At 43.5% G+C, this 26,260-nt stretch carries 22 protein-coding genes; 20 read left to right on the top strand and 2 right to left on the bottom strand.

Translation table 11 applies throughout. From position 1 onward, the window contains the following. Positions 1-2 precede the first annotated feature (2 nt). From SIB46_RS07460 to SIB46_RS07450, 3 genes are read left to right on the top strand one after another with little or no spacing between them, the layout of a single operon-like run. Positions 3-1,391 (top strand): glycosyltransferase, encoded by a 1,389-nt coding sequence (locus SIB46_RS07460; RefSeq protein ID WP_413295541.1) that lies wholly within the window; start codon positions 3-5, stop codon positions 1,389-1,391. After that, on the top strand, positions 1,388-2,539 hold the full coding sequence (locus SIB46_RS07455; protein WP_413295540.1) for a glycosyltransferase: 1,152 nt from the start codon (positions 1,388-1,390) through the stop codon (positions 2,537-2,539). The genes SIB46_RS07460 and SIB46_RS07455 overlap by 4 nt, the downstream gene beginning before the upstream one ends. Continuing rightward, entirely contained in the window at positions 2,530-3,684 is a 1,155-nt protein-coding gene (locus SIB46_RS07450) for an O-antigen ligase family protein (protein WP_413295539.1), read from the top strand. The genes SIB46_RS07455 and SIB46_RS07450 overlap by 10 nt, the downstream gene beginning before the upstream one ends. 3 nt (positions 3,685-3,687) lie before the next feature. Here the strand turns inward: SIB46_RS07450 and SIB46_RS07445 are convergent, their stop codons facing one another. Continuing rightward, complete coding sequence (locus SIB46_RS07445; RefSeq protein WP_413295538.1) at positions 3,688-4,662, bottom strand: GDP-L-fucose synthase family protein; 975 nt, start codon at positions 4,660-4,662, stop codon at positions 3,688-3,690. Between the two features lie 7 nt (positions 4,663-4,669). Further along, complete coding sequence (gene gmd, locus SIB46_RS07440) at positions 4,670-5,764, bottom strand: GDP-mannose 4,6-dehydratase (protein WP_413295537.1); 1,095 nt, start codon at positions 5,762-5,764, stop codon at positions 4,670-4,672. 62 nt (positions 5,765-5,826) lie between these two features. On the opposite strand from gmd, the gene SIB46_RS07435 reads away from it, so the two are divergent. The 17 genes from SIB46_RS07435 (at position 5,827) to SIB46_RS07355 (ending at position 26,229) form a co-directional block, all read left to right on the top strand. Beyond that, positions 5,827-7,221, top strand: a complete 1,395-nt coding sequence (locus tag SIB46_RS07435) for a nucleotide sugar dehydrogenase (protein WP_413295536.1) — start codon at positions 5,827-5,829, stop codon at positions 7,219-7,221. Continuing rightward, positions 7,221-8,174 carry a UDP-glucuronic acid decarboxylase family protein gene (locus SIB46_RS07430; protein ID WP_413295535.1) on the top strand — a complete coding sequence of 318 codons (954 nt, stop codon included), beginning with the start codon at positions 7,221-7,223 and terminating at the stop codon, positions 8,172-8,174. The genes SIB46_RS07435 and SIB46_RS07430 overlap by 1 nt, the downstream gene beginning before the upstream one ends. Further along, on the top strand, positions 8,171-9,193 hold the full coding sequence (locus SIB46_RS07425) for an NAD-dependent epimerase (RefSeq protein WP_413295534.1): 1,023 nt from the start codon (positions 8,171-8,173) through the stop codon (positions 9,191-9,193). Before SIB46_RS07430 ends, SIB46_RS07425 begins: the two co-directional genes overlap by 4 nt. Then, on the top strand, positions 9,183-11,018 hold the full coding sequence (locus tag SIB46_RS07420; protein ID WP_413295533.1) for an ABC transporter ATP-binding protein: 1,836 nt from the start codon (positions 9,183-9,185) through the stop codon (positions 11,016-11,018). Before SIB46_RS07425 ends, SIB46_RS07420 begins: the two co-directional genes overlap by 11 nt. After that, positions 11,015-12,247: a hypothetical protein gene (locus tag SIB46_RS07415; RefSeq protein WP_413295532.1), complete on the top strand. Its 1,233-nt coding sequence runs from the start codon at positions 11,015-11,017 to the stop codon at positions 12,245-12,247. The genes SIB46_RS07420 and SIB46_RS07415 overlap by 4 nt, the downstream gene beginning before the upstream one ends. Before the next feature lies 1 nt (position 12,248). After that, positions 12,249-13,289 carry a glycosyltransferase gene (locus tag SIB46_RS07410; RefSeq protein WP_413295531.1) on the top strand — a complete coding sequence of 347 codons (1,041 nt, stop codon included), beginning with the start codon at positions 12,249-12,251 and terminating at the stop codon, positions 13,287-13,289. 51 nt (positions 13,290-13,340) lie between these two features. Then, positions 13,341-14,468 carry a glycosyltransferase gene (locus SIB46_RS07405; RefSeq protein WP_413295530.1) on the top strand — a complete coding sequence of 376 codons (1,128 nt, stop codon included), beginning with the start codon at positions 13,341-13,343 and terminating at the stop codon, positions 14,466-14,468. After that, on the top strand, positions 14,468-15,568 hold the full coding sequence (locus SIB46_RS07400; RefSeq protein ID WP_413295529.1) for a glycosyltransferase: 1,101 nt from the start codon (positions 14,468-14,470) through the stop codon (positions 15,566-15,568). Before SIB46_RS07405 ends, SIB46_RS07400 begins: the two co-directional genes overlap by 1 nt. Next, positions 15,565-16,701 carry a hypothetical protein gene (locus tag SIB46_RS07395; RefSeq protein WP_413295528.1) on the top strand — a complete coding sequence of 379 codons (1,137 nt, stop codon included), beginning with the start codon at positions 15,565-15,567 and terminating at the stop codon, positions 16,699-16,701. The genes SIB46_RS07400 and SIB46_RS07395 overlap by 4 nt, the downstream gene beginning before the upstream one ends. Then, positions 16,698-17,909: a glycosyltransferase family 4 protein gene (locus SIB46_RS07390; protein WP_413295527.1), complete on the top strand. Its 1,212-nt coding sequence runs from the start codon at positions 16,698-16,700 to the stop codon at positions 17,907-17,909. Before SIB46_RS07395 ends, SIB46_RS07390 begins: the two co-directional genes overlap by 4 nt. A gap of 332 nt (positions 17,910-18,241) precedes the next feature. Then, entirely contained in the window at positions 18,242-19,117 is an 876-nt protein-coding gene (locus SIB46_RS07385) for a glycosyltransferase (RefSeq protein ID WP_413295526.1), read from the top strand. Then, entirely contained in the window at positions 19,117-20,457 is a 1,341-nt protein-coding gene (locus SIB46_RS07380) for a hypothetical protein (RefSeq protein ID WP_413295525.1), read from the top strand. Before SIB46_RS07385 ends, SIB46_RS07380 begins: the two co-directional genes overlap by 1 nt. Positions 20,458-20,464: 7 nt before the next feature. Beyond that, a complete protein-coding gene (locus tag SIB46_RS07375) occupies positions 20,465-21,559 on the top strand; it encodes a glycosyltransferase (RefSeq protein WP_413295524.1) in 1,095 nt (364 codons plus the stop codon). Continuing rightward, the gene (locus SIB46_RS07370) at positions 21,556-22,689 is read left to right on the top strand and encodes a glycosyltransferase (protein WP_413295523.1); all 1,134 of its coding nucleotides are present in this window, start codon (positions 21,556-21,558) and stop codon (positions 22,687-22,689) included. Before SIB46_RS07375 ends, SIB46_RS07370 begins: the two co-directional genes overlap by 4 nt. A 24-nt stretch (positions 22,690-22,713) precedes the next feature. Beyond that, positions 22,714-23,466: a glycosyltransferase family 2 protein gene (locus SIB46_RS07365; protein WP_413295522.1), complete on the top strand. Its 753-nt coding sequence runs from the start codon at positions 22,714-22,716 to the stop codon at positions 23,464-23,466. Beyond that, positions 23,463-24,029 carry a putative colanic acid biosynthesis acetyltransferase gene (locus tag SIB46_RS07360; protein ID WP_413295521.1) on the top strand — a complete coding sequence of 189 codons (567 nt, stop codon included), beginning with the start codon at positions 23,463-23,465 and terminating at the stop codon, positions 24,027-24,029. Before SIB46_RS07365 ends, SIB46_RS07360 begins: the two co-directional genes overlap by 4 nt. Positions 24,030-24,306: 277 nt before the next feature. After that, the gene (locus SIB46_RS07355) at positions 24,307-26,229 is read left to right on the top strand and encodes a polysaccharide biosynthesis protein (RefSeq protein WP_413295520.1); all 1,923 of its coding nucleotides are present in this window, start codon (positions 24,307-24,309) and stop codon (positions 26,227-26,229) included. The last annotated feature ends 31 nt before the right edge of the window (positions 26,230-26,260 follow it).

The following is a 26,260-nucleotide window of genomic DNA, read 5'->3' as shown; positions in this document are numbered from 1 at the left end:
CATTGACCAAGATCCGGCGACGTCTGCTGGTTCCTGTTCGCTTCATCATCAAGCTGGAACGCTGGCGCGGCAATCGTCTGGCGGATTGGTTGCGTCGTCGCATTATTGCCGCGCAGCCTGGGTTGGAGTCTTTGCCTTGGCGGCTGAGCACAGATAAGGATTTTGTTCTCTGGACACCTGCGTCTTGGCACCTCAGCAGAGCTGATCACCGTCGACTTGATCGGTTACTGCGGATTCGCCAAGCTCGTAGCAATGCGCAGGTTGTGAGTTGCGATGACTGGGTCCCGTCCCGCAATGGTGATCGGTTGCGCTGGCGAGAGAAAGGGCAACTTGACTCCTATTTAGATGCCCAAACAGGTTTTTTTGATGGTCCGTTGCTGTTGGCAAGCTCATTGATTGCTCAGCATGGACTGCCTCCTGAAGACCCAGCTCTTCGTCCCCAGTGGCGATTAACCGTATTTCGTGAAATCGGATTGACCCGATGGACCCATGTCCCATTACCACTAGCTGTGTGTTCTCAGTACAAGCACGAACCTGCGCAACCAGCTAAGCCAAAAAATCAAGAACTTATCAGTGTCTTGATTCCAAGTGGAGGCTTTTTCAAGTCAGTTAATGGTCGCGGCACAATGTTGTTTCGCCATTGCCTCACAACCTTGCTACAACGATCTGACTATCGAAATCTAGAGATTATTCTTGTAGATGGTGGCGAGTTTACTGATGAGCAAATTCTTGAATTTAAAAATATTGTAGAGGCTTCTCTTGGCCCTAATCGGTGGATCCACTGTAGCGATTTTCGTCCTTACAGCTACAGCTTGAGAATGAATCTTGCTGCATCAAGTGCCTCAGGAAAATACTTATTGCAGCTCAATGACGACACTGAGCTTTTGGAACCTGAGGCCCTTGGTTCCATGACTGCTTTGTTGGAGGATCCCACGATTGGTGTTGTTGGAAGCTTGCTCTTGTATCCGGGTGGTCGCGTCCAACATGGTGGTGTGGCAATTGATAACGTTGCTCCAAGTCATCCTTGGGCAGGCTTATGGCCTAAACGCTTGCCTGTTGGCCTCTTGGCCGCACCGCGTCAGTTCCAGGCAGTCACAGCAGCGGTTTGCATGTGCCGCACTGCTCTTTGGAGTTCTCTGAACGGCTTACGGGAAGATCTACCTGTCAATTACGGCGATGTTGATTTTTGCCTTAGAGCACGTGAATTAGGTTTATCAGTGATTTTAGATCCAGCCAGCCGTTGGACTCATTTTGAATCAGCAAGCCGTACTTTGGCTAAAGTTCCAGCTGAACTTCCTCGCTTTCGTGAGCTTTGGACCGAGAAGTTGGGTGGCCGTCGCTGCATCGATCCCTATTCATCTCGATGGCGTGAACTGAGGAGGGCTGTATGAATAAAAACAATATTTTTTGGATCTATACCCACAATTTCACGAATACGGGTGCTCCGCTTGTCTTGGCAGACATTGTTCGAGAGTTGGCAGAGAATGGTATGCGAACACAACTCCGGCTGATTAGTTGGGGTGGAAAACATGATCAGCGTCATTCCAAGCTCCATACGGAGCTATCTCAAGAGGGCTTTTCCTGTGAAATTCTTGAACTAGGTGAACTGCCACCTACGCCTAAGTTCAATGATCGGATTCTATTAAATAGCCTGGCTGTGCCAGAAGATGTTGTGAATCTTGCTCAAACATGGCTTGAGCAAGGGCAGATCAGCCGTCTTGATTGGTTTGCGCACGAAGCCAATCCCAGGATTTGGTTGCCTCATTCAGCTCAAACACAAAGATTAAAGTTGCTTTTAGAAAATGAGAATGTGCGCCTGAGGGTTCCCTCTCAGCTGATTTTGAAACGCTATCAACATTGGCTTGACTACTTTGGTAAAAATCTAGAGCGTCAGATTCCAAAGCTTTCTTTTGACAAGAAGTCTCAAGTTCTGGTTAATTCACCAACACCATCTTTTGACACACTTCATTTTCAGCTCACTGCGATGGCTGGAGCAGGTCAAAAGGGACACCTTTGGTTGCTGCGAGTGCTCGAACAAGCTCTCGCTCAATCAGATGCCCAACAAAAGCATCTGAGGCCAATCGAGCTCTCCTTTATTGGCTTAGAGCAAGGACCATACGCAGCATTCACTCGTGAAGTTATTCGCCGTGGTCAAAAATTGTTAGGGGACTCATTTCATTGGACGCATCATGGTGCTAAATCCGATGCGCTACGAGCAATGGTGAAAGCCAATGTTGCTGTCTGTTGCTCACTTGAAGAAACCTTCTCCCTGGTTTCGGCTGAATCGATGGCATTGGGCCACCCGCTATTAAGAAGTCAGACAGGTGGTTGGTCTGAGCAGCTAGATGATGGAATTAACGGCTTCGATCTTGGATTGCCTGGTCCTGAACTCCGGCCCGAGCATGTTGAGTTAATTTCCAAACTCCGTAATCCGAACATTGTTAGTAATTCTCAATTAGATCGTATGTCGAAATCTGCGCGACAAAAAGCCTCTGAATTCCTGTCTATTAACTATGTTGATTGGTTGCTATGTCAGTAAGCCCATTCTTTTTAACCTGGTTTGTTACCCCTATTGATTTTCTCTTGCCGGTATCAATTACTTTATTTCTGCTTCCAGGACTAGATCCCGGCTTAAGCACGATTCCAGTTTTTATATGGCTTTTTATTAACTTCCAAATTTCAAAACAATCGCAGCGTTTCTTTGCATTGCCATTGATTTTTGCTTTGCTCTTTTCTGCACATAGTTTATTTGTTAATTCTGCTCCACACCCTGTCTCAATTACAGATGCTTTGCTTTTTGCGGTGGCGCTTGGATCCTCGGCTTTTGTGAACACGCATAGGTGGAAACGTATTTTTATTCTGCTTCCGCTTTCATTGCTTCCCTCTCTTTCATTGGTTACGTCAAGACCTTGGATTCCCAATGAGTTAGCAGGCGTCAATCAAAATGCCTATTTAATTGGATTGGCTTCTTTGGCTGCATTCTCGCTTTTATTCTTTATCCCTAAATCTCATTTTCTGTGCGGGATTGCGGTTGTCTTTCTCTTAATATCATGCTCACTTCTTTGGATGACAGGCTCAAGAGCTGCCCTTGTTTCAGTTATAGTTTCGATGTATGCCGGATTATTTAATAAATTTGGCTTTCGCTCAAGAGTGGTTAGATTTTTTACGATTGGTGGTGCCTTGGCATTGCTTATTCTTTTGACTAGAACTTTATATCTTTATTTTAATTATCCCCCTGATGCCAGTCCTTTCTTTGGCTCTGAATTAGGCCGACTTGAGGCTCTGAAGTGTTTCCTCAAGCTTCCTTTTAGTAATGAAGGGAATTTAGTTTATGGCTCAGGTTTTGAGTCTTTGAAAGAGCTTTGCTCATCACCAGTAAAAATTCTTTCTTCATCTCCTGATCATGCACACAACCTGTATGTTCAAGTATGGGCTGGTTCAGGGTTAATGGGTCTTATCGCTCTTGGCTCGCTTGCATATATTATGTGTTCGACGTATCGAGCACTCCCAAAAAGTGCGAACTCATTAATTGATAGTACATGGATCATGTTTCTGTTTTATGTCGGTATCTCAGGTATATTTGATCTCTCTTATGCCCATTGGCCTGTAACAGTTTTCTGGTCTGGGTTATTTCTTGGGATGCCATTTTCTGGCTCTTTTTCGAAGAGGCTTGTAGATGGTTAACAGCTATTGTGTGTAACCCATCTTGCTCTGGTAATCAGAAACCACCTGCTCAAGGCCTGCCTCTAGATCTATTTGCGCTTCCCAACCCAGGCTTTTGAGTTTGTTGACATTTAGAAGTTTGCGCGGAGTTCCGTCTGGCTTGCTTTCATCCCAAATGATTTTCCCTTCATATCCTGTCATTTGAGCCAATAGACTAGCTAAAGCCTTGATACTAATGTCACGACCTGTGCCAACATTGAGTATGTCCGGCTCCTTGCCAGGCTGTTTAATCTGCCAGTGTTCTAGGCAAAATACAGCAGCATCTGCTAAATCATCAACGTGAAGGAATTCTCTCTTTGGTGATCCAGTCCCCCAGCAAACCACTTCCTTTAGTTGATTGACTTTTGCCTCGCTAAATCGTCTAATTAAGGCTGCCATTACGTGGCTATGGCTTGGATGATAGTTATCTCCAGGCCCATAGAGGTTTGTTGGCATTAGGCTGATTGCGTCAAAATTATGCTGAAGGCGTAATGCTCGGCAAAGTTGAATGCCAGCAATTTTTGCAGTTGCATACCATTCGTTTGTTGTCTCCAAAGCACCAGTCAATAGGCTTTCTTCCTTGATGGGCTGTGCAGCAAGCTTTGGATAAATACAGCTACTTCCCAAGAACAGAAGGCGTCGTACGCCATGTTTCCAGGCCTCTTCAATGACATTGTTTTGTATTTTTAGATTTTCAAGAAGAAAATCAGCTGGGTAGTTGTTGTTGGCTAGTATTCCCCCAACTTTTGCAGCTGCTAGCACGACTACATCGGGCTTTTGTCTGCTGAACCAGCTTTTAACAGCAGAGGCGTTGCTTAAATCAAGTTCATCTCGAGTTGCTGTCAATTGGTTTTTGTAGCCTTGCGCCTTCAATGCACGGCAGATCGCATTCCCCGCCATTCCACGATGGCCTGCAATGAAGATTCGATCATTCTTATTAATCAGAAAAGTGGCGCTCATTCGTCAATCACTCTTGTGCAGTGCCGACAACAGTGAAGCCTTCTCGGCGCAAACAAGCTTCTTTGCTGGCATCTTCTCGGTCGTGATCAATCATTTCTTTGACAAGTTCTTCCAACGTAGTGGTGGGGGTCCAGCCGAGCTTGCTGTGTGCTTTGGTTGGATCACCCAAGAGAGTCTCGACCTCAGCTGGTCTGAAGTACCTGGGGTCAATTCTCACAACGACCTCATTGGTGTCTGTCCGGCGACCTATTTCGTTGAGCTCGGTGCCATCCCATGTAATCCCACCCCATCCCAGAGCTTTTGCGCTCAGTTCAATAAATCGTCTCACAGATTCTTGCCGACCAGTTGCAATAACGAAATCTTCAGGACTGTCTTGTTGCAGCATCCGCCACTGCATTTCGACATAGTCGCGCGCATGTCCCCAGTCGCGTAGAGAGTCGAGGTTACCCATGTAGAGGCAATCCTCTAGGCCTGCATCAATACGGGCTAAGCCTCTGGTGATTTTCCGTGTAACGAACGTCTCACCACGCCTTGGACTCTCATGGTTGAACAACAGACCGTTGCAGCAATACATCCCGTAGCTTTCGCGGTAGTTCACCGTTATCCAGTAGCCGTAAAGCTTTGCCACCCCGTAGGGACTTCGCGGATAGAAAGGGGTGCTCTCTCGTTGCGGTGTCTCTTGCACGAGACCATAGAGCTCGCTTGTGCTGGCTTGATAGATCCGTGTTTTTTGCGTTAGACCCAGCATCCGTACGGCCTCAAGGATTCTTAAGGTGCCAAGAGCGTCGCAATTGGCGGTGTATTCAGGAGCTTCGAAACTTACCGCTACATGGCTTTGGGCTCCCAGGTTGTAAATCTCATCGGGCTGCACCTGCTGAATGATCCTGATCAGGTTGCTGCTGTCGGTGAGGTCGCCGTAGTGCAGCACTAGTTGGGGGCTTTCTTCGTGAGGATCCTGATACAGGTGGTCGATACGGCTCGTGTTGAAACTGCTTGCCCGGCGCTTGATTCCATGCACCTCATACCCCTTCTCCAGGAGCAGCTCAGCTAAGTAGCTCCCGTCTTGGCCAGTGATGCCAGTGATCAAAGCGATCTTGGCCATGGTGCAAAGGCATTGAGCTACGCAGTGTATGGGGCAAAATGCCCAAGCTTGGAACCTGTTGGATGACCCCCCCTCCCGTTCGCTCAATTTGTTGCATGGGAGCTGGTTACGTCGGGGGTCCAACGATGGCTGTCATTGCAGACCATTGTCCTGAGATCCAGGTCACGGTCGTCGATCTCAATGCCGAGAGGATTGCTGCTTGGAATGCCCCAGACCTGACCTGCTTGCCTGTCTACGAACCAGGTCTTGACGCTGTCGTGGCCAGGTCGCGTGGCCGCAATCTGCATTTCAGCACCGAAGTCGATGCTGCAATTGCCTCTGCGGACATGGTGTTTCTGTCTGTCAATACCCCAACAAAAACCCGAGGCGTTGGCGCTGGGCAGGCCTCTGATTTGCGCTGGATTGAAGCCTGTACGCGCCAGGTTGCTGAAGCTGCTCAGGGCCACACCATTGTTGTGGAAAAAAGCACTCTTCCAGTGCGTACAGCCGAGACAGTTCAAACCATCCTGTCCGCATCTCAACAAAGTGGGGATGGGACCGCAAAAAGTTTTTCTGTTCTCTCCAATCCTGAGTTTCTTGCGGAGGGCACTGCTATTGCTGATTTGGAGTCACCGGATCGAGTGCTTATTGGGGGACAGGATGCTGACGCTCTAGAGGCATTGGCTGGTATTTACAGCCAATGGGTTCCTAGTGAGCGTATTTTGCGTACCAATTTGTGGAGCAGTGAGCTCAGCAAACTGACGGCCAATGCTTTTCTCGCTCAGCGAGTGTCATCGATTAATTCAATTGCAGCACTTTGTGAAGCTACTGGGGCTGATGTCAAGGAAGTGGCATGCGCGATTGGGACTGATTCACGAATTGGTTCTCGCTTTCTTAAGAGCGGGCCTGGTTTTGGTGGTAGTTGTTTCCAGAAGGATATTCTCAACCTCGTTTATCTCTGTCGTCACTATGGCTTAGTTGAGGTTGCTGAGTACTGGGAGCAAGTTGTCAGTCTGAATAATTGGCAGCAGCGACGTATTGCAAAATTGGTTGTTCAGCGGCTTTTTAATACGGTTGCAGGTAAGACGATTGCTTTACTTGGCTTTGCTTTTAAAGCTGATACGAATGACACTAGAGAATCACCAGCGATTCGTATTGCAAAAGATCTTCTGGAGGAAGGGGCTCAGCTCAGTATTTTTGATCCAAAGGTTTCTACTGAGCAGATTCAGCGTGATTTAGGAGTCCCACCGACTGATGGAGATTCTAGTTGGAAGCAAGCAACTGACCCTGTGCTTGCTTGTCAAGGGGCTGATGCTGTTTTGATCCTTACGGAATGGAATCATTTCAACAGTCTGGATTGGAAGGCTGTCTCTTCTGTCATGCGGCGCCCTGCTTGGTTGTTTGACACCAGAGCAACAGCTGATAAACAAGCAGCCCTTTCTGCTGGATTACAAGTTTGGACCGTGGGAGAAGGCTAATGACACAAAGGCACTTGGTAACTGGTGGGGCTGGTTTTGTCGGCTCTCACCTTGTTGATCGTTTGATGGAGCGTGGTGATGAAGTTATTTGTTTGGATAACTACTTCACAGGACGAAAGGAAAACATTCGTCATTGGATAGGTCATCCGAATTTTGAGTTGATTCGGCACGATGTCACTGAGCCAATTAAATTGGAGGTAGACCGGATATGGCATTTGGCCTGTCCAGCCTCACCAGTTCATTATCAGTTCAACCCCATCAAAACTGCTAAGACTAGTTTTTTGGGCACATACAACATGCTTGGTTTGGCCCGTCGTGTTGGGGCCCGTCTGCTCTTGGCAAGCACTAGTGAGGTGTATGGCGATCCCGAAGTGCATCCGCAGCCTGAAAGTTATCGAGGCTGCGTAAATCCGATTGGTATTCGCAGCTGCTATGACGAAGGCAAACGCATTGCTGAAACGCTTTGTTTTGATTACCACCGAATGCATGGTGTGCAGGTTCGTGTAGCTCGCATCTTCAATACCTATGGGCCTCGTATGTTGGAAAATGATGGCCGTGTGGTCAGTAACTTCATCGTTCAGGCGCTTCGGGGTCAGCCGCTTACCCTCTATGGCGAAGGGACTCAAACACGTTCATTTTGTTATGTGGATGATTTGGTACAGGGCTTTCTGAAATTGATGGAGAGCGACAATACTGGCCCAATGAATCTTGGCAATCCTGGTGAATTCACCATTCGTCAATTGGCCGAATTAGTTCGTGATCGCATCAATCCCTCCCTAGAGTTTGTGTTGGAGCCCCTGCCTCAGGACGATCCATTGCAACGACAACCGGTTATTGAGCTTGCCAAGAGTGCATTAAATTGGCACCCCAAAATTAATCTTTCCGAAGGACTAGATGCCACGATAGCTGATTTCAAAAAACGACTTATACCTTCCCAAGAGGCGGAGTCATGATTTCCAAGGTTATCGTTACAGGAGCCGCAGGTTTCATAGGAGCTGCAGTATCGGAGCGCTTGTTAAGCGATGGAGTCTCTGTTGTTGGTGTTGATAATTTAAACTCCTATTATGACCGAACTCTAAAACTCTCTAGATTAAAACGAATCGAATCCATTAATAAAAACCTCGATTGGAGTTTCCTTGAATTAGATATAGCTGACCAGGCTGCTGTTCATAATTTATTTCGAGATGTCAAACCGAGTGCTGTTGTCCATTTGGCAGCCCAGGCCGGCGTTCGGTACTCTCTTCAGAATCCATCTGCATACATACAGAGTAATTTAGTGGGTTTTGGGCATATTCTTGAAGGGTGCAGAGAACAACATATAGAGCATCTTGTATATGCTTCTAGTAGTTCAGTATATGGTGGCAATAAGAATGTTCCATTCCAAGAAACACAGGCTGTAGATCATCCCGTCAGTCTTTATGCTGCATCTAAAAAAGCGAATGAGTTAATGGCTCACAGCTATAGCCATTTATATGGGTTTCCTGCAACTGGGCTGCGCTTTTTTACTGTCTATGGTCCATGGGGGCGTCCCGATATGGCCCCCATGCTCTTTGCAAATGCAATATTGAAAGGGTTACCCATCAAAGTGTTCAACAACGGTAATATGTCCAGAGATTTTACTTTTATAGACGACATTGTGGAGGGGATAGTGCGTGTTTTGGCTAAGCCCGCAACTCCTAGTCCTGATTTTAATTCTCACATTCCAGACTCATCGTGTAGCTGGGCCCCACACCGAATTTTCAACATAGGGAATAGCTCACCAACCTCCCTGCTGAATTTCATTGAAGCATTGGAAGTTTCTTTGGGTATCACAGCTATAAAGCAATTTGAGCCTATGCAACCTGGTGATGTGCAGTCAACAGCTGCTGATACGCGCTTGCTCGAATCTTGGATTGGCTTCTCTCCTTCGACACACCTGAGTCACGGAATCGATAGATTCACACGTTGGTACCGGGATTATTATGGCTATTGATATTTATTCTAAATTACATTATTTTCTATCGAGGAAATTCCTAAGGACTCCGGCAAATCATTTAATACTTAAAACAGCCGTTAGAAATTGGCCTTTAATATTAGTCAGCTTTTCAACAAGCCTTGTTTCAGCGCTTTCTGAGGGTGCCACTTTAGGAGTTATTTATTTAGCTGTAGATGTCATTTCTTCAGGGTCAAAAGATGTCACCCCCTTAGGCCTTTTCACCCTCCCATGGTCTGGCACATCTCTTGTCATTGTATTGATGTTGTTTGCTGTATTTGCTCAGGCAATGCAGTCATCCATGAAATACGTAAATAAGGTTTGCGTAGGCTTTTTCTCTGCAAAAACTGGTGCAACCATAACAGGTTTGATTCATCGCCAGATTTTAGGCTTCTCATTTCCCTGTGCTAGCCGGTTTAAGGTCGGAGAATTAACTAACTACGCTGCTAGTGGTCCTGCAGCAGTTCAAATAGAAATTGAGGCAATAAGTGATCTATGTGTCGGATTGATCATGTCACTTACATATATTTTCGTTCTCTTGACTATTTCGCCTTGGTTGCTGTTAATTGCAATTGTACTGGCTTTGGCAATCTCTTTACTGCAAAAATTTCTAGAGCCGCGTTTACGAAGAGGTGCTCTCAGGCAAGCCTCGATAGCTCAATCGATCAGTGCACGCGCTGTCGAAGACTATCAAGCTTTGCGACTTCTTCATACAACCGGAAAACTTGATTACACCGATAAAAAATTTCAGTCGTTGTTGTCAGAGATGGAATCCGCCAATCTGCGTCAAACCCAAAAGTTGGCTCTCCTAGATCCAATCACATCTTTCTTGCCCATAGTTGCCGTCTCTTTGATGGTTAGTTTGAGTCTGGTACTCTTTGAAGACAGAGCAAGTAATCTACTGCCAAGTCTGGTTGCTTTTGTCATTGCCTTGCAACGGCTAAATGCCCGCATGGGAGGCATGGCATTGTCATTTAATGCCCTTGCAAATAATGCAGGTTTGTTGCAGCTTACCAATGAAATATTAGAGACTAGAGACAAGCAATATCGCCGCACAACGGGAGTTGATTTTACCGACAAGTTGAATTCAATTGAGCTAACATCTGTTTCATTGCAATATAATGATAATGCAGACTTTGCTTTGTCAGATGTAAGTTTTCGTATACATGCTGGTCAAACCGTGGCCCTTGTTGGTCCAAGTGGAGCAGGCAAAAGTTCAATTGCTGATTTGCTAATCGGGTTGTATGAGCCAACATTTGGGCAACTCACAATTAACAATACTTTGCTATCATCAATTGCCCTACCCTCTTGGCAGAAAAGATTAGGTGTTGTTAGCCAAGATACCTTTTTATTTAATGCATCTATTGCAGACAACCTTTCTTTTGGACTTGATGACATCTCTTTAGTTGATATCAAACATTCTGCAGCCTTGTCGCAAGCATCAGGCTTCATTGATAAATTGCCTGATGGCTATAATACCCTTGTGGGTGAGCGAGGTTACAAACTTTCAGGTGGACAGCGTCAGCGTTTGTCTTTGGCGCGTGCCCTATTAAAACGGCCTGAGCTGTTAATTCTTGACGAAGCAACGAGCGCTCTTGACACTGAAAGTGAAAGGCTTGTCCAAGATGCTATCCAACGACTTCGGGGAGACTGTACTGTCTTAGTTATTGCACATCGACTAAGCACTATCGTAAATGCTGATCAAATTATTGTTTTAGACCAGGGCAAAATTATTCAAGCAGGAACACATTCCTCTTTGATTAAGACCGATGGTTTGTACCATCGACTCTGGCTACAGCAGTCTAGTCCGACCACGCAACCATGAGGTTCTCTAAGGTCGCTGTCGCATGGGGTATGAAGGAGGAGTCTTACAATCATCCACCATTTTTGCCATCGATTGGGTGTTATATTCCAACTCAGAGAGATGAATTGGAGAAGCTTGTCTCTGCTATTCATTCACAACATGGATCAGAGGCTAGTTTCTATTGGTGTTTCCCTTTTTGGGTTCTAGCAGCCCAGCTCCAGTCCCTAGGGGCTTCACTTGGCGGTATATCTGAGTTCACTTCTAGATCCATAGCTCCAGATTTAATTATCTTGGTTGACCTTCCTGTTAAAAAAAGTGATTTTCATGAATTAATCTCAAACCATAAACATGTACCAATAATATTGCTTGTTGCTGAAACTCCTTTGGAACGTCATGCACAACACTGCATCGCTAACCTGAAGCAATTTGCCCATGTATTGACATACAATAGACTACTTACATGCCCTTCTTATATAAGTCATTATAGATTGCCGTTTAGATTTCACCGCCCTTCAAATCTGTCCTTACTGCGAACTAAGCCACCCTCCAAAAGGTCTTACTTTTGTGCCTATGTTGGAAATGCGCACAGCAGCGGTTGGCGTCGTAATTTCCAATATCACTTGGGCTGGTCAGGCTGGCCCGTTATCTGGCAATACCTGCAAGGTTGGAAAATACCATTTTCCGCTATTTTCCGAGATGAGTATTACGGGGCCTATACGGTACGCCAGTCTTTGGTTTTAGCCTCTTTTGCTTCCTACGGACTAAGCTTTTTCTTGTGTGGTCGTAATTGGTCAAATGGAGGCTCAGGCTGGCTCTCACGCTTGCTGCCTGATCGACGTCTCAAGATTCGGTCTTCTCCTCTGGGTATGCTTCCTGGGAGTAAGGTGACGTCCTTGTGCGATTCAACCTTCACAATCGCATGTGAAAATTACCTGGGCAATTCTGGTTATATTTCAGAAAAGATCTTTGATTCAATGTCAGCTGGAAGTATACCTATTTACATTGGAGCTCCTGGTTCTCTACCTAATGAATTAAAAGATTGTGTTATTAATCTGAGTGATTTTCCAAAGCAGAAGCTTACTTCCGTAGCGTTTCTTTCATCTATTTTCAAAGAACTTTTATCCATGCCTGCAAGTGAGTTAATTAGAAGACAAAAAATGTGCCTTAATTACATTGACAGTTTTCATGAGATGTCCTATGGAGTTGATGTCTTTGTGTCTTCTATTCTGAGGGTTCTCGATAATACTTGAAATGAAGATCTTGATTATAGTTGACCCCGATCATCCTGTTCCACCAGTCTTTTACGGTGGAATTGAGCGCGTGGCTGATTTATTTGCTGCTGAGTTTACTAGGCTCGGACATACCGTAGATCTACTGGCTGGTCCTGGCTCCAGAAGATACGCCTCAGGACGACTCTTTATTCATTATCCTCCTTCAAAGCATAAATTTAGCAGGGCACGTAGAAAGATTCAGTTTCAGCTTCAAAGCATTATCGCATCGAGAGAATGTGATGTTGTCTGCAACTTTGGACGGTTTGACTATCTTGAAAGTCTTTTGTACTTAAAAGTTCCGATTTTGCAGATCTTCGAAAATCCAATTGATCAGCTCCAGGTAGATTTTGCTGAGCAGCGTGTAAGAGGTAAAATTCTTTTCCAGTGCATTAGTTCACATCAACATCAAAGTGTTAAATTCAGTTCTCCAAGCATAATGGTCCCGAATCCAATTGCTGCAAATAGATATTCTCTGGGCTCCGGAGATGGCGGCTATTTGGCATTTCTTGGTCGTTTAACCTCAAATAAAGGTGTTGACGTAGCTATCAAAGCAGCACAACTGGCCTCTAAGCCACTCCTGATTGCAGGTCCTGTTCCAAACGAACCAGGTGCAATGGAATTTTTTAAACATAAAATCCAACCTCACCTTTTCTCGGGTCAAGTTCGATGGCTTGGAACTGTTGATGATGTAGTAAAGCAGCATTTACTTGGAAGAGCTGAAGCACTTCTCTTTCCAATTAGATGGGATGAACCCTTTGGGATTGTGATGACAGAATCCTTGGCTTGTGGCACTCCTGTCATTGCGACCAATAGGGCGTCTACTCCTGATGTCGTAAAGGACGGCTTTAATGGATTCCTGTGCTCACCTGAAGAACCTGATCCTCTTGTCTTTGCAGAGGCAGTCCGTAAATTGTCGCGTATCAGCCGCACACAGTGTCGTGCAGATGTCGAGTCAAGATTTGGAATCGAGCCCATTGCTTCTAGATTGCTTGCTCAACTACAAAGCCTTGTCACCGCCTAGTATCAGCACCATTCCAGCCTAGGATTCATTCCTTCAACTGTGTGAGCTCCCATGCATCGATCAAAAAGAACGAAGGTCGATGTTCTGATTGTTTTAATGTCGCTCGTTGCGGAAGGGACCCCTCAACTTGCATTGCAGCTAGCACGGGAATGGAAAGCCAATGGTTTTGAAGTGCAGCTTATGGTTCTTCAGCAAGAACCACTCGACATGTTGGAGGATTTTAATTTAATCGGTATTCCTATCCATTTCTCGCCCATGGGTAGAGGCCTTTCGAGGTATATCAACCTGTTGATTCATACATACACTTTGTGCAGAACATTTAGCGTTCGCAGTATTATGAGTTTCCCCTTGGGTTGGCATGCATTTACTGCAATAGGTGCCCGTCTTGCAGGAACAAGGCATATTTGTGCTTATGTTGGCAATCCCCCTCCTATTTGGACAGGTTCATCATTTCAGAAATTTAAGTTTTTAGTTCAACTTGGGCGACCATTTACCTCCAAACTTATTTGCTGTTCAGATTATTTGTATGATCTAACAATCAGAGATTTTCAAGTGTCCGCCTTTGAGGCAACTACTATCTACAATTCCTGTGATTTAGAGGCCTTTGTTAGCCCAAAACCTAGATCACCGATCCCAGCTACCCCACCTCGTGTTGTGATGACAGCTCGTCTTGAAGTACATAAGGATCAACCAACACTTATCAGAGCTGCCTCTATTCTTAAGTCACAAGGGACCCCTGTTGAGGTATGGCTGATTGGTGAAGGTAGTCGACGACCTGAACTTGAGCAGTTGATTAACCAGCTTGAACTCAATGACTATGTGAAACTTCTAGGATCTCGACGAGATGTTGCTGACCTTTTAAGCCAATGCGATGTTTTTGCTTTTCAGGCACTTAAAGATGAAGGTTTTGGTATTGCACTTGCTGAAGCAATGGCAGCTAAAGTTCCTATTGTTGCAACAGATGTAGGAGCTTGTCGGGAAGTCTTATTAGGTAATACCTGTGGCTTATTAGTAAAGGAGAGAGATCCTTCTGCAATGGCTAAAGGGATTCTTCATGTTCTTTCCAATAAGACTGAAACCCAGCAACGAGTCAAAGCAGCATATGAGAGGGCTATAAGCAAGTTCTCTGTACCAGAAAGTGCTGTTTCTTATGGTCGTGAACTCGGCTTTATCCTCTAATGACATCTAACAAACTACTTCATGTCTTGTCTGGTTTTCATGCGGCTGGCATAGAGAACTTGGCTCTTCAATTGATTCGAAGTACTCCGAATAACTTCGCCTCTTATCTACTTAATATTGACCCCTCTTCTACTAATTTGCTGCCAACATTTCAGCAATTGATTTCTGCTGGAAATTTACAGGCTATCTATCAGACAACAAATCGTGGAATATCCCTATTTGTTCGACTTATATTATTGCCAAAATTCCACACATTTGATTCAGTGGTTATATATCCTTGTAACCTTTCTTTGTTGTGGCTGATTGCGGCATTTCGCTTGAATGGTCCGAAGGTAATTGCAATTTGTCTGCAAAATACTGCTCCACGGGCTTCAATTAAGCGCTTCAAATGGTTCTGTTTGCTTAGAGCCCTTCTTTTTTTACGTGTTCATTTAGTCTGTTGTTCTGATGCAGTGGCTGATTCAATTAAAGGGTTGCTTCCTGTGCACTACTCATGCAAGGTTATTCCCAATGGATGTGCTACAGATTTAATTGCCGCTCGTTCTTTGAATTCACTGTCTCTTACTCATAAATCTAATGCATTTAAGGTGATGATGGTTGCACGCTTGGATCAAATCAAAGATCAAGCTACTCTTATCAAAGCTTTTGCTAACGCCAGTAACCCAGACTGGGAACTTTATTTAGTTGGTGACGGTCCAACTAGAAGTTCTCTAGAGAGCCTAGTCCAAAGGTACGACCTCGCTTCTTCAGTCAATTTCCTTGGGAATCGTCTTGATGTTCCTGAACTGCTTGGCTCTGTTGATTGCTTTGCTTTCTCTACGACTGCTTCAGAAGGATTTGGCATTGTCTTGATTGAAGCAATGGCAGCTGGCCTACCTGTCATTGCCTCTGATGTACCTGCTTGTCGTGAGGTGCTAGATCATGGCAATGCAGGATTATTAGTTCCCTGCGCTAATATTCAATCTTGGTGTGATGCTTTATTTAAAGTATTCTCTGATGAGTCATTTAGAACTTCCTTATCCCAGGCATCCTCTAAGCGTGCTAAGGACTACGATATCCAGATGTCAGCTGATGCTTGGTTTACATTGCTAGATCAATGACTTATCAACTTGTATGTTGCGGCAATCCCAACGAGATATCAACCTGGAGCAACATTCCATACTATATTCTTCATGCGGCTTCGAAGAAAGGCTTACTAGTAGCTGGGCCAAGTCTTGACCCCAGCAGACTTCTTTTTAGACGTTTGCTTTGGAATATCTCTAGATTATTTTTGACCGGTAAGCCTGGCGGATTTCAATACAGTAAATCAAGCGTTAATTCTTTATGGTCGCAAGCAATTTCCCAAGGATTTAGTCCAAGTCAGAATCTTCAATTTCTCAGTCATTTCCCGTTATTACCTCCTTACCCATATCCAGATAACTGGAAAGTTAGTTTTTATATTGATGCAACAAATAAGCAGTTATTTGAGATTTACCAGACAGGCCATAGACTCTCTCACTCACTCAAACAAGACGTTTTTGCCCGTGAACGTAATGCGTATTTGTCTGCTGGTGCTGTAATAACCATGTCCAAGTGGGCAGCGCAATCTGTAATCAATGATTATCAAATACCTTCCGATCGCGTCCATATTGTTCCTGCCGGAGCTAACTTTAATTGTTCAGTCCTTAACCGATTAGACATCAATCTGACACTTCCTGCTCCTACTCATGCGTTACCGCTTAAATTAGGATTTTTGGGGAAGGACTGGCAGCGTAAGGGTGGTCCCTTTGTTCTCCAGTTAGCCTCTTATTTAAATTCAATTGGTATACCAGCAATTGTCCGAGTTGTAGGTCCTTCATTATCTGATCTACCTAAATCTCCACTTATTCAATACGTTGGTTTTATTGACAAGCACACGGAGCATTCAAAATTTATACGTGAAATTTCCAGTTGGCATTTTGGAACTCTGTTCTCGTTGTTTGAGGCTTACGGTATTTCAAACGTTGAGTGTTTTCGTCTTGCTGTCCCGGTCCTTACCCATGACGTTGGAGGGATCTCATCTACCTTTACTGGAGATGAATGTGGGAAACTATTTTCCGCCTATCCGTCTGTTGAAACTGTTGGCAATTATATTTCCCATTTGATGTCTGATTACGACTCTTATTTGCTTATGAGATCTCGTTTAGCCATTAATTCGTTGAACTTTGAGTGGCAGAACTCAGTTGCTCGTATTTGCGACATTTTATATTCATGAAAATAGTTACAGCAGCCTCTGGACGACGAGACTCTTATCAAGTCGCTATTGCTTTATATGAAGCAAAACTTTTACAGTGTCATGTAACTGATTTCTATTTACCTGATAAATTTCTTCCAGTCGTTCAAGCTTCTTATTGCTCACAGTTTCGCCTATTTGACAAGCTGAGCCAAAGGAACTCGTCTCTTCTTCCATCACAATATGTCCATAGTAGCCGACGCCTCGTATTCACTCGTTTTTTTCAATCCCTTTTCCCTTCACTTTCAGGTCGATTCGGTGATGACCAGGATCCCATAAGTTGGAGTGCATTGCGGATTGCTGAAAAGTATGGCTCTGCTTTTTTGCTTCATATGGGCTACGCCTATCAAGCATTTGTAGCATCATCTTCAGCTAATATCAAAAAAGGTTTAGTTCAATATCATCCTCACATAGGTGAAAGTTCTAAAATTTTGCTTCGTGATTTAGAACGTTACCCACTACTTACTAATGCTAAAGCTCAGATATTGGCTGACCTCAGGGATACTACCAACCAAACCGAACTTTCCCTTTCTGATCTTGTGATCTGTAACAGCAGTTTCACTGCATATACCTGTGTTAAAACAGGCATACCACATGACCGAATTAAAGTTATTCCATTTGGCATTGATTATATTCCTTCTCTCCAGCTTCATTCTTTCGATAAAAGCACTAAGTGTAATTTTCTTTATGTCGGAAGTGGACTGCATAGGAAAGGCTTACATCATCTACTTGAGGCCTGGTCATCAGCAAACTTGTCCCATTCTAAATTAACCATTGTCTGCCGCCATTGCGACCCTCAGATACAAACATCCTATTCTTTGGCATCTTCTGTAGACATCTTACCTTCGGTTACTGCTAATCATTTAGATCATCTTTTTAACACTTCTGATGTTTTTGTTATGCCTTCCCTCGTTGAAGGCTTCGGATATGTCTATCTCGAGGCTTTATCCCGCGGCTGTTTTTGTCTAGGCACTGCTAACACTGGCCTTCCTGACATTGCAGATCAAACTTGTTCAGAGATCATTCCAGCTGGCGATCCTCTTTCTCTTAGTCAATCCCTTCAAAATCTCGAATATAAGGTTCTTTCTCATGGAATCGATCGCGAGTACATTATTTCGTATGCACAACAGTGGTCATGGTCAAGATTTCGTACTGACTTAGTTAAGTCTGTTCAATCTGAACTTCTATAGTCTAATCAGTTATGTCTCATAATTCTGAATCTACTATCCTTATCGCCCTCCATAAAATTGGTCCATACCATCACGCACGTCTAGAGTCCTTAGCATTAACTTCTAAGCATAAATTGATCGTAATTGAGACTCGTCCCAATTCACTTGAGTATCCCTGGGATTCTAATGCACAAACATCTTTATACACTTTAGTCCAACTGCAGGGTGCTTCCAGTGCTGAGACTGATCCCCCTCCCTCAAGATTACGATCCCAAATCTTCCACTGCATTAACCTTTACAAACCCTCCCATGTTGTCATTGTTGGTTGGGCTGACAGAGCCTATCTACAGCTAATGATTACTTCCAATAATGCTCGTATACCATGCATTATTGTTAGTGACAGCAGAAAAATTGACAGTACTAGGAAGTTATTTCTTGAGTTCTTAAAAAGACTTTTACTTCGATCTGTCAGTTCAGCACTTGTCGCAGGAACTGATAGCAGGTCTTATCTAAGCTCGCTTGGTTTCCCATCCACCGCTATCTTCCAGCCTTGGGATGTCGTTGATAACCTTTTTTTTCAAAACTATCACTCTGTTGCCAGTAATAGTTCCCCTGCCCAACATCAACCTTTTATTTGTGTAGGTCGCTTTATTCCTGAAAAGAATCATAATTATTTGATCGATGCATACTGTCAGTACCAATTGTCAGGTGGTTCTCGAGAGTTATTGCTGCTCGGCCATGGGCCTCTCGAGACCGACCTCATAAATAAGTGTAAACTCTTACCTAAACCAAGTCGGGTTACTTTTCATTCTTTTGTTCAGCTTGACGAACTTGCGGCTATTTATAAGAAATCCTTCGCTCTTATTCTTTGCAGTCTTAAAGATACTTGGGGTTTGGTTGTGAATGAAGCTATTGCATCTGGCTTGCCTGTTGTCGTCAGTAATTGCTGTGGTTGTTCAATTGATCTCGTTGAACACAATTTTTCCGGTTTTATCATCGACCCAACCAACATCGATGACTTGGTTCATGTAATGCATACAATTGACGCTCAGTCAGAATCCCAGCGCACTACAATGATAAATAATGCTAGGGCCAATCTAGAATTGTATAGTCCTCTAAGTTTTGCTGATGGATTGCAAAATGCCATCGTTTACGCCTCACGTAATCCGCGTTACTCTGGTATAGGCACACTGGTTTCTCGATTGATTTCTTTTTTCTCTAGGCATTAATGATTTTTTCAGCCTCTGAAACTATCATCCTCTTTCTGCTGAGCATCTCTATTGCTTTCGAGTGCTTCCTGGCGATCCGTTCAAAGTCTTGGATTGAAATCTACAGGCCAACTTTGTTTGTCGCCGTTCTTCTTGTTTTTTATGCCCTAGTTGGGCCCTTGAGAGCTGTATTGTCCTCTGGTGAAGTATCAAATTTCGTTGGTACATCTGGAACTTTTTACCGTGGCATTGAGCACCGCGAATTTCTAGTCTGGGGATGGCTAGCAGCTTTAATCTTTTATATATCATTCCTTTCTGGTTATCACCTCTTCCGACCTTCTGTAAAGCCAAGAAAGTCCTTCAATTCCAAACTAAGCTCAATTCGTAAATCTGGCACTATTCTTTGTTGGTTAGGTCTAGTTCCATACCTTCTTGTTTACGGAGATCGAGTTATTGGAATGTTAAATCCCTTTTCACCTTCAAATTTTAATGCTTCCTTCTTTGGATTTTCTGGTCTCAATCTAGGTGCATTTGAAAATTACTTTATGCTTGCTATCAACCTTTTGATTCCTGGCGTTGTCATTAAATTTGCTGTTTGGTTGCGTACCAGGGCCCATTCATTTTCCTTGGCTGTTTGGACATTAGTTGCATCCGCAATCTATTTGTCAGAGGCCTTCCGTTATCGCATATTACTTCTTTTAGTTCCTATTCTTTTGCTCTGGCTTTTTTACAACAAGCTTCGTCCAAAGCTCGTTTTCCTTGTTCTTTTCATGTTTCTCTTCATTGGACTCAATGGAGCTCTTAGTATTACACGTACTAATTCCTTTGTTCGCGGTGTTGATATAACAGCATTGTCAAATTACTCTCCTTTTGAGGTCTTTACTTCAAGCTTTGAAGAAGCAGGTGTTTTTCTCACTAGCTCCGCAATTATCAGCCATACTCCTTCATCCATTCCACACAGTTACCTAAAGCCTTTTTCTACATCTTTACTTCAACCAATTCCACGTCAGCTTTTCCCTAATAAACCGGATGGATCATATTCTTCCTCAGCAAGAGAAGTAGTGTATGGAACACCAAATTCTTATACTGCCTATTTAAACTTTGCAGAATATTATTTAGCTTTTGGTTGGCTTGGAGTTGTTGCATTTAGTTTTATTTTCGGCTTAATTTGTAAACGTTTATGGTTGTGGTTTCTTTGGCGTCAATTTGAACCACTTCCTCAAGCAGTTTATTTGTTAAATGCTTCATTTATTTATGTGATCATCAGTAGAGGTTATCTTCCCCAGGCCTTCATGCTTTACTGTTTCACTGTTCTCCCTTCATTTCTTTGTTATCGCTACCTTTTAACTAAGAGGTTTTAATTGTTCAATGCCATTAGAGCCTGTCCACATCTCCTATTCGCCCTCAAGCTCCGATGGCGGTATTGCTGTATCTATCTCACAGCTCTTAGAAGCTCAACAGTCATCAGGTATTTTCTCCCGTTGGCTTAATTTTGACTCCTATTCATTACTTTCAAGAGATAGTCAACTAAAATCTTCTATTGATATTCTCGCTCCTAATATCCTTCATCTCCACGGTCTCTGGAGAGCTCACACAAGATTGGTTGCTTCATTTCAAAGTTCATCAATTCCTTTTATTATTTCACCCCACGGCATGATGGATTCGTGGGCGATGGCCCATTCACCGCTCAAAAAGTTGATTTCCCTAAGGCTATGGGAATCAAAAGCTTTCCGTAAAGCAGCCTGTATTCATGCACTTTGTGCAGAAGAAGCATTGTCTATTCGTCATTATTTTCCAGAACAGCCTATTGCGGTTATTCCAAATGGTATAAAACTCCCATCACTCTCTCCTCGAGACCTCCCTCCCCCTCTCTGGCATGAGATAATTCCTCCTCAAGACAAAGTTCTACTGTACCTAGGCCGTTATCACCATAAAAAGGGCTTAGAACCACTTCTAACTGCCTGGCAGTCATTAGCCGATGAAGCCAACCATTTTGGGTGGTGGCTCTGTTTTGTAGGTTATGGTGATGATGGAAAGCTACAAAGCCAACTAAGTAATTTCCCTATATCTCGTTGCCTTGCATATGGGCCAGCTTATAACGAGACTAAGTTCTCTTCATATCAGCATGCTTCTGCATTTATTCTCCCTTCATATTCAGAGGGGTTACCAATGGCTGCTTTGGAGGCTATGTCTTTTAGTTTGCCTTGCCTGCTAAGTGCAGCTTGCAATCTCCCAGATGCATTTTCGCTTAACGCCGCTTTAGCTGCTGAGCCTGATACTTCATCACTTACCCACTCGCTGCGCAAGCTATTTCATCTCAATCCTTCCTCTTTATCTGCTATGGGGGCTTCTGCTCGTGCGCTCGTTTCAGGAACTTATGATTGGGCAACTGTTACCAAGCAGTTTGCACTCCTCTATGGATGGGTCCTGGGAAAAAATGAGAAACCAAGTTTTATTATATGAAAATAGTAGCTCTTACTGATTCAATTGGCGAAAGTGCAGGTGGCTTGGCTCATGCAACATATCATCTGGCTGTCGCTGTTTCTAAAGAAAGTTCTACTAAAGACATCTCTATCTTGTGCCATACAGACTTTGATGAGCTTGATACTACAGCCAAGATTTCTGACTTCTCTCAATTAGAAATCCGCAAAGTCAAATCTTTTAGGAATCCTATTTATCCTATTTCCTTAAGGCTTGGTAAGCATTTGCAGGATTTAACCCCTGACGTTGTTCACTTGCGTGGTCTATGGCGTCAGGGCAGTCTTGTCTCACTCCAATGGAAACAAAGGTCACCATCCAAGGTTCTTATAGTTCAGCCCGCTGGTATGTTAGAGCCATGGGCTCGCTCTAGGAATCTATTTGCCAAAAAGCTCTTTTTCCATTTTATTGAGTCTAAGCTCTTTGATATTTGCGATTACGTTCATGCCACTTCAACTGCTGAGGCTCAGAACTTAATTGCACTTGGCATTCCTTCCTCTAAAGTTTTTGTGATTGAGGAGGGCATACCTCTGCCACCAGTCTTTCACCGTTCCAATTCGTCAAATCCAGTCAAGACTTTACTTTTTCTCTCGCGTATACATCCCAAAAAAGGACTAGATTTGTTGATCGATGCGTGGTCACTTGTTAGGCCTGTGAATTGGAAATGTCGAATTGTAGGTATGGGCGACCCTTCGTATATTCGTTATTTACGGCATAAGACGAAGCTTCTTCATATCTCAGATCAACTTATTTTCGAGGGACCCCTTTACGGTGAATTCAAAGACTATGCCTATCAATCGTCTCATGCTTTTATTCTTCCCTCATACAGTGAAAACTTTGGAATTGCCGTTGCTGAAGCCATGTCCTGGAGTTTACCTGTGATAACCACTAATCAGACTCCATGGAGTATTTTATCTAATAATAATATGGGTTGGTATATTCAGCCTAATCTAAATTCTGTCAGCCGAGCACTCTTTGAGTTGTCACTCAAAACTGACGAAGAACTGATGAATATGGGTTTAAATTGCCGTAATTATGTCTCTAGAAAATATTCCTGGAGCGCCATTGGTGCAAAGATGAACAAATTTTATGATAAAGTTTTCACTATATCTTGAGAGCCTTGTGCTTTTCATGTTTCAGTGAAGCCCACATTTTCTATTATCATTCCAACCTTTAACTGCCTTCATCTACTACGTCGTGCTGTCAATAGTGTCTACTCATTGTCATGTCCCTCGCACTTGTACGAATTGATTGTTATTGATGGTGGTAGTTGTGATGGAACAATTGACTATCTAATTTCTAATTCTGAGAGCATCAGCTATTGGGTCAGTGAACCCGATAGTGGCCTTTACGAAGCGTGGAACAAAGGTCTTTCAGTTGCTGTCGGCGACTGGATTCTTTTTCTTGGCTCCGATGATTCTCTCCATCATGATGCCCTCACTCAATACTGTACCTTCATCTCAAACCACCCTGAATATGATTACATCTCTGCACAAGTAACACTTATTTCCCCTAATGGATCTCAGCGTATTGTAGGCAAACCCTGGGTCTGGAAGTATTTTCGGCATTTCATGCGCACTGCCCATGTCGCTTCTGTCCATCGTCGCGAACTCTTCACTCGATTCGGCCTTTTTTCTATGTCTTACACAGCCTGCGCTGATTACGAGTTCTTCCTACGGATTGGACCTCGCTTGCGTGCCGGTTTTATGCCTTCTGTCGTTGCATCAATGGCCACAGGTGGTGTGAGCCAATCATCATTACTACCACTTTTAGAGTCTCGAAGAATGAAGATTCAACTCGGTGTAATATCACCTTTTCGTGCAAATATTGATTTTCTTTATTCTGCTACTATTTGGCTTCTTAGGCGTATACGTCTTAATATCTCACTATGACATCCGACTCTTTCCACAAGTCCGTTCAACTGCTTGATCAATATTCTTTAATCTATGAATCCTCTTTTTTGCATAAAGCAAGACGTATTCTCTGGTACTTTCCGTTTCGTTGGCTAGTATCAAGTCAAATTCCAGGGACTATTTGGCGTAAGTTTATTTTGCGTTTATTTGGTGCAAGTGTTGGTAAACATGGTCGTATCAAGCCTGGTTTAACTGTCACCAGTCCCTGGCATTTGTCTGTTGGCGACTACTGTTGGATTGGGGAGAACACCTGGATTGATAATTTGGCCCAGGTAACTATCTCTGATCATGTTTGTATCTCCCAGCTGGTTTATCTGTGCACAGGAAATCATAATTATAAAACTGAGTCTTTCGATCTATTATTGTCGCCCATTATGATTGAAGGCCAGTCTTGGATAGGTGCTAATGCTACTTTGGCACCTGGTACTTATATTGGCTTTGGTGCCGTTATTACTCTTGGAAGCGTTGTTTCAGGGATGGTTCCCCCTTATTCAATTGTTAAGGGCAATCCTTCTGCTGTTATTGGTCTTCGCCCATGTTGATTCTGATTTTTTAATTCTTTAACACAATAATCATTTATCTTTAATTTGTGCCTATTGTCCATATCTTCAGTTTTCCAGCTTTTTTATTAATAGCATTTGCTTTGTTCCCTCTCTCTTGCTGTGCATATAACCTAAATCTAGAGAGTTGTAGTTTCAATTTTCCTCTTTCTTTTTGCCTGCACTAATGGATTTGGGTCTTATTCCCCATAATCATGTGTCTTATCGGTTTTGACCTCAACATCGCCTATAATTCTATTTCCATTTCGGCCTGCTGCTGATGGCCGTCCGTTTTTTTCCACAGCTTCCTGAAGTCTTTCGTTACCTTCGGCAAGTCTTCTCCGCAGACCGACATCTTCTGGTTCGTCGCTTAGTTCTTCTTTTTACAGACACAGTTGTTCTTGTTTTCAGCTTCTGGGCCTCATTTGCACTTCGACTTAGTGAGCCATGGCCGCCTGCTCTTGTTTCAAGCATTCCATTATTAGCTCCCTTTCTGATTCTTGGAATTTCCATATTATTGGTCACTGGTTGGTATAGAAGTCTTACTAGAAGTATTGGTAGCCACTCTTTCTATACTCTCATTCCTAGAACCGCTCTGATCGTTCTTTTACTCTTTTTTACTACCAACCTATTTACATTCACTGATCCACCTCGATCATTTTGGCTTCTCCTTTGGGGGGTTTTGACCGTTGGTTTGCTTTTATCTCGTGTCATAGCACGTGATCTATTGCATTATAGAGCTCATCTATTCACAGTAACTGGTCGTAAAGTTCCGACTATAGTTTTTGGTGCTGGTGCTGCTGGCACTCGTTTAATCCAGGAACTTCGTAACCATCCAGATTTTCATCTTGTAGCTGTTTTTGACGATTCTTCCAGTCTATGGAATAGAAAAATACAAGGACTTCCAATTTGCAATCCTGATGCCATTTTTGATATCAAATCAAAGTTCCGCGTATCTCAAGTACTTCTTGCAATACCTTCTGCGCCTCTCAGTCGTCGAAGGCAGTTAGTTAGCGATTTAGGAGGACTCGGCCTGCGTGTCTTGTCAATTCCATCAATAGCAGATATTGCAAGTGGTCGCCACCGCGTTAGTGAACTTAAAACAGTATCAATCGAAGATGTATTAGGCAGAGAGCCATCCACCCCACTTAATCACCTTCTTGTCCCATTAGCCCACAATCGAAATTTTTTAATTACTGGTGCTGGAGGCAGTATAGGTTCCGAGCTTTCTCGTCAAGTCGTATCCCTCGGTGCTAATACATTAGTCCTTGTTGATCACAGCGAGTTTGCTCTCTATAAAATTTCACAAGAACTTTCTCTGTTGAATTGCTCAACTCATATAGTCTCTTCTTTGTGTGATGTTAAAGATCAGGCTAATCTTGAATTATTGTGCCAAAAATATACCGTAAATGTACTTCTTCATGCTGCTGCTTACAAGCACGTACCTTTAGTTGAATCCAACATCTGTTCTGCAGTTGAGAATAATATTAATGCCACTATTTCTGCCCTTCAGGCAGCACGCAACTGTAATCTTAGTCATTTTACTCTCATCTCTACAGACAAGGCTGTACGTCCTACTAATGTTATGGGTGCTAGCAAACGCGTGTGTGAGCTTTTGGTCCAGGATGCAGCTAATGAGATTCGGCCTAGTAAAACAGGCCCTGTTTGCTCAATGGTGCGTTTCGGTAATGTACTCAACTCAAGCGGCTCAGTTATACCTCTTTTCCGACAGCAAATTGCATCGGGAGGACCCGTAACAGTTACCCATCCTCAAGTTACAAGATACTTCATGACCATTCCTGAGGCTGTACAGCTCGTATTGCAAGCTACTTCGCTATCAGCTGGTGGTGAAGTCTTTGTACTCGACATGGGTGACCCAGTACTTATATATGATCTGGCTCGACAGATGATACAATTATCTGGTTTTTCTTTAAAAGATTCATCAAATCCATCTGGAGACATATCCATAGAATTCACCGGTTTGCGTCCTGGTGAAAAGTTATACGAAGAATTGATTATTGATTCAACCGTAGAAAAAACAGAGCACCATCTAATTTTTAAAGCCCGAGAAAATACTGTCCCATCTGATTTGTTGTTTTCTTCACTCTCTAGGTTGCAGTCTTCATTTATATCAAAAAGCACCACACAAATTCTGCATGAATTAAATCTCCTAGTCCCTGAATTTCACCAAATTGGTTTCTGATCCTCTTTGTACCTCTTGTTATGTCACTCCT

Origin of the sequence: Synechococcus sp. MIT S9452, assembly GCF_047304245.1 — a bacterium.
Lineage (GTDB): Bacteria > Cyanobacteriota > Cyanobacteriia > PCC-6307 > Cyanobiaceae > RCC307.
Note: the sequence above shows the minus strand (reverse complement) of the source record. Positions and strands in the feature narration are given on the sequence as shown.

Bases quoted from the DNA above. Each gene is read 5' to 3' on its own strand.
- SIB46_RS07450 (WP_413295539.1), top strand. From the start codon at position 2,530: ATGTCAGTAAGCCCATTCTTTTTAACCTGGTTTGTTACCCCTATTGAT.
- SIB46_RS07425 (WP_413295534.1), top strand. From the start codon at position 8,171: ATGATTTCCAAGGTTATCGTTACAGGAGCCGCAGGTTTCATAGGAGCT.
- SIB46_RS07355 (WP_413295520.1), top strand. From the start codon at position 24,307: ATGGCCGTCCGTTTTTTTCCACAGCTTCCTGAAGTCTTTCGTTACCTT.
- gmd (WP_413295537.1), bottom strand. From the start codon at position 5,764: ATGGCCAAGATCGCTTTGATCACTGGCATCACTGGCCAAGACGGGAGC.
- SIB46_RS07400 (WP_413295529.1), top strand. From the start codon at position 14,468: ATGACATCTAACAAACTACTTCATGTCTTGTCTGGTTTTCATGCGGCT.
- SIB46_RS07430 (WP_413295535.1), top strand. From the start codon at position 7,221: ATGACACAAAGGCACTTGGTAACTGGTGGGGCTGGTTTTGTCGGCTCT.
- SIB46_RS07415 (WP_413295532.1), top strand. From the start codon at position 11,015: ATGAGGTTCTCTAAGGTCGCTGTCGCATGGGGTATGAAGGAGGAGTCT.
- SIB46_RS07455 (WP_413295540.1), top strand. From the start codon at position 1,388: ATGAATAAAAACAATATTTTTTGGATCTATACCCACAATTTCACGAAT.
- SIB46_RS07375 (WP_413295524.1), top strand. From the start codon at position 20,465: ATGCCATTAGAGCCTGTCCACATCTCCTATTCGCCCTCAAGCTCCGAT.
- SIB46_RS07445 (WP_413295538.1), bottom strand. From the start codon at position 4,662: ATGAGCGCCACTTTTCTGATTAATAAGAATGATCGAATCTTCATTGCA.
- SIB46_RS07360 (WP_413295521.1), top strand. From the start codon at position 23,463: ATGACATCCGACTCTTTCCACAAGTCCGTTCAACTGCTTGATCAATAT.
- SIB46_RS07410 (WP_413295531.1), top strand. From the start codon at position 12,249: ATGAAGATCTTGATTATAGTTGACCCCGATCATCCTGTTCCACCAGTC.
- SIB46_RS07380 (WP_413295525.1), top strand. From the start codon at position 19,117: ATGATTTTTTCAGCCTCTGAAACTATCATCCTCTTTCTGCTGAGCATC.
- SIB46_RS07385 (WP_413295526.1), top strand. From the start codon at position 18,242: ATGATTACTTCCAATAATGCTCGTATACCATGCATTATTGTTAGTGAC.
- SIB46_RS07420 (WP_413295533.1), top strand. From the start codon at position 9,183: ATGGCTATTGATATTTATTCTAAATTACATTATTTTCTATCGAGGAAA.
- SIB46_RS07395 (WP_413295528.1), top strand. From the start codon at position 15,565: ATGACTTATCAACTTGTATGTTGCGGCAATCCCAACGAGATATCAACC.
- SIB46_RS07405 (WP_413295530.1), top strand. From the start codon at position 13,341: ATGCATCGATCAAAAAGAACGAAGGTCGATGTTCTGATTGTTTTAATG.
- SIB46_RS07390 (WP_413295527.1), top strand. From the start codon at position 16,698: ATGAAAATAGTTACAGCAGCCTCTGGACGACGAGACTCTTATCAAGTC.
- SIB46_RS07370 (WP_413295523.1), top strand. From the start codon at position 21,556: ATGAAAATAGTAGCTCTTACTGATTCAATTGGCGAAAGTGCAGGTGGC.
- SIB46_RS07435 (WP_413295536.1), top strand. From the start codon at position 5,827: ATGACCCCCCCTCCCGTTCGCTCAATTTGTTGCATGGGAGCTGGTTAC.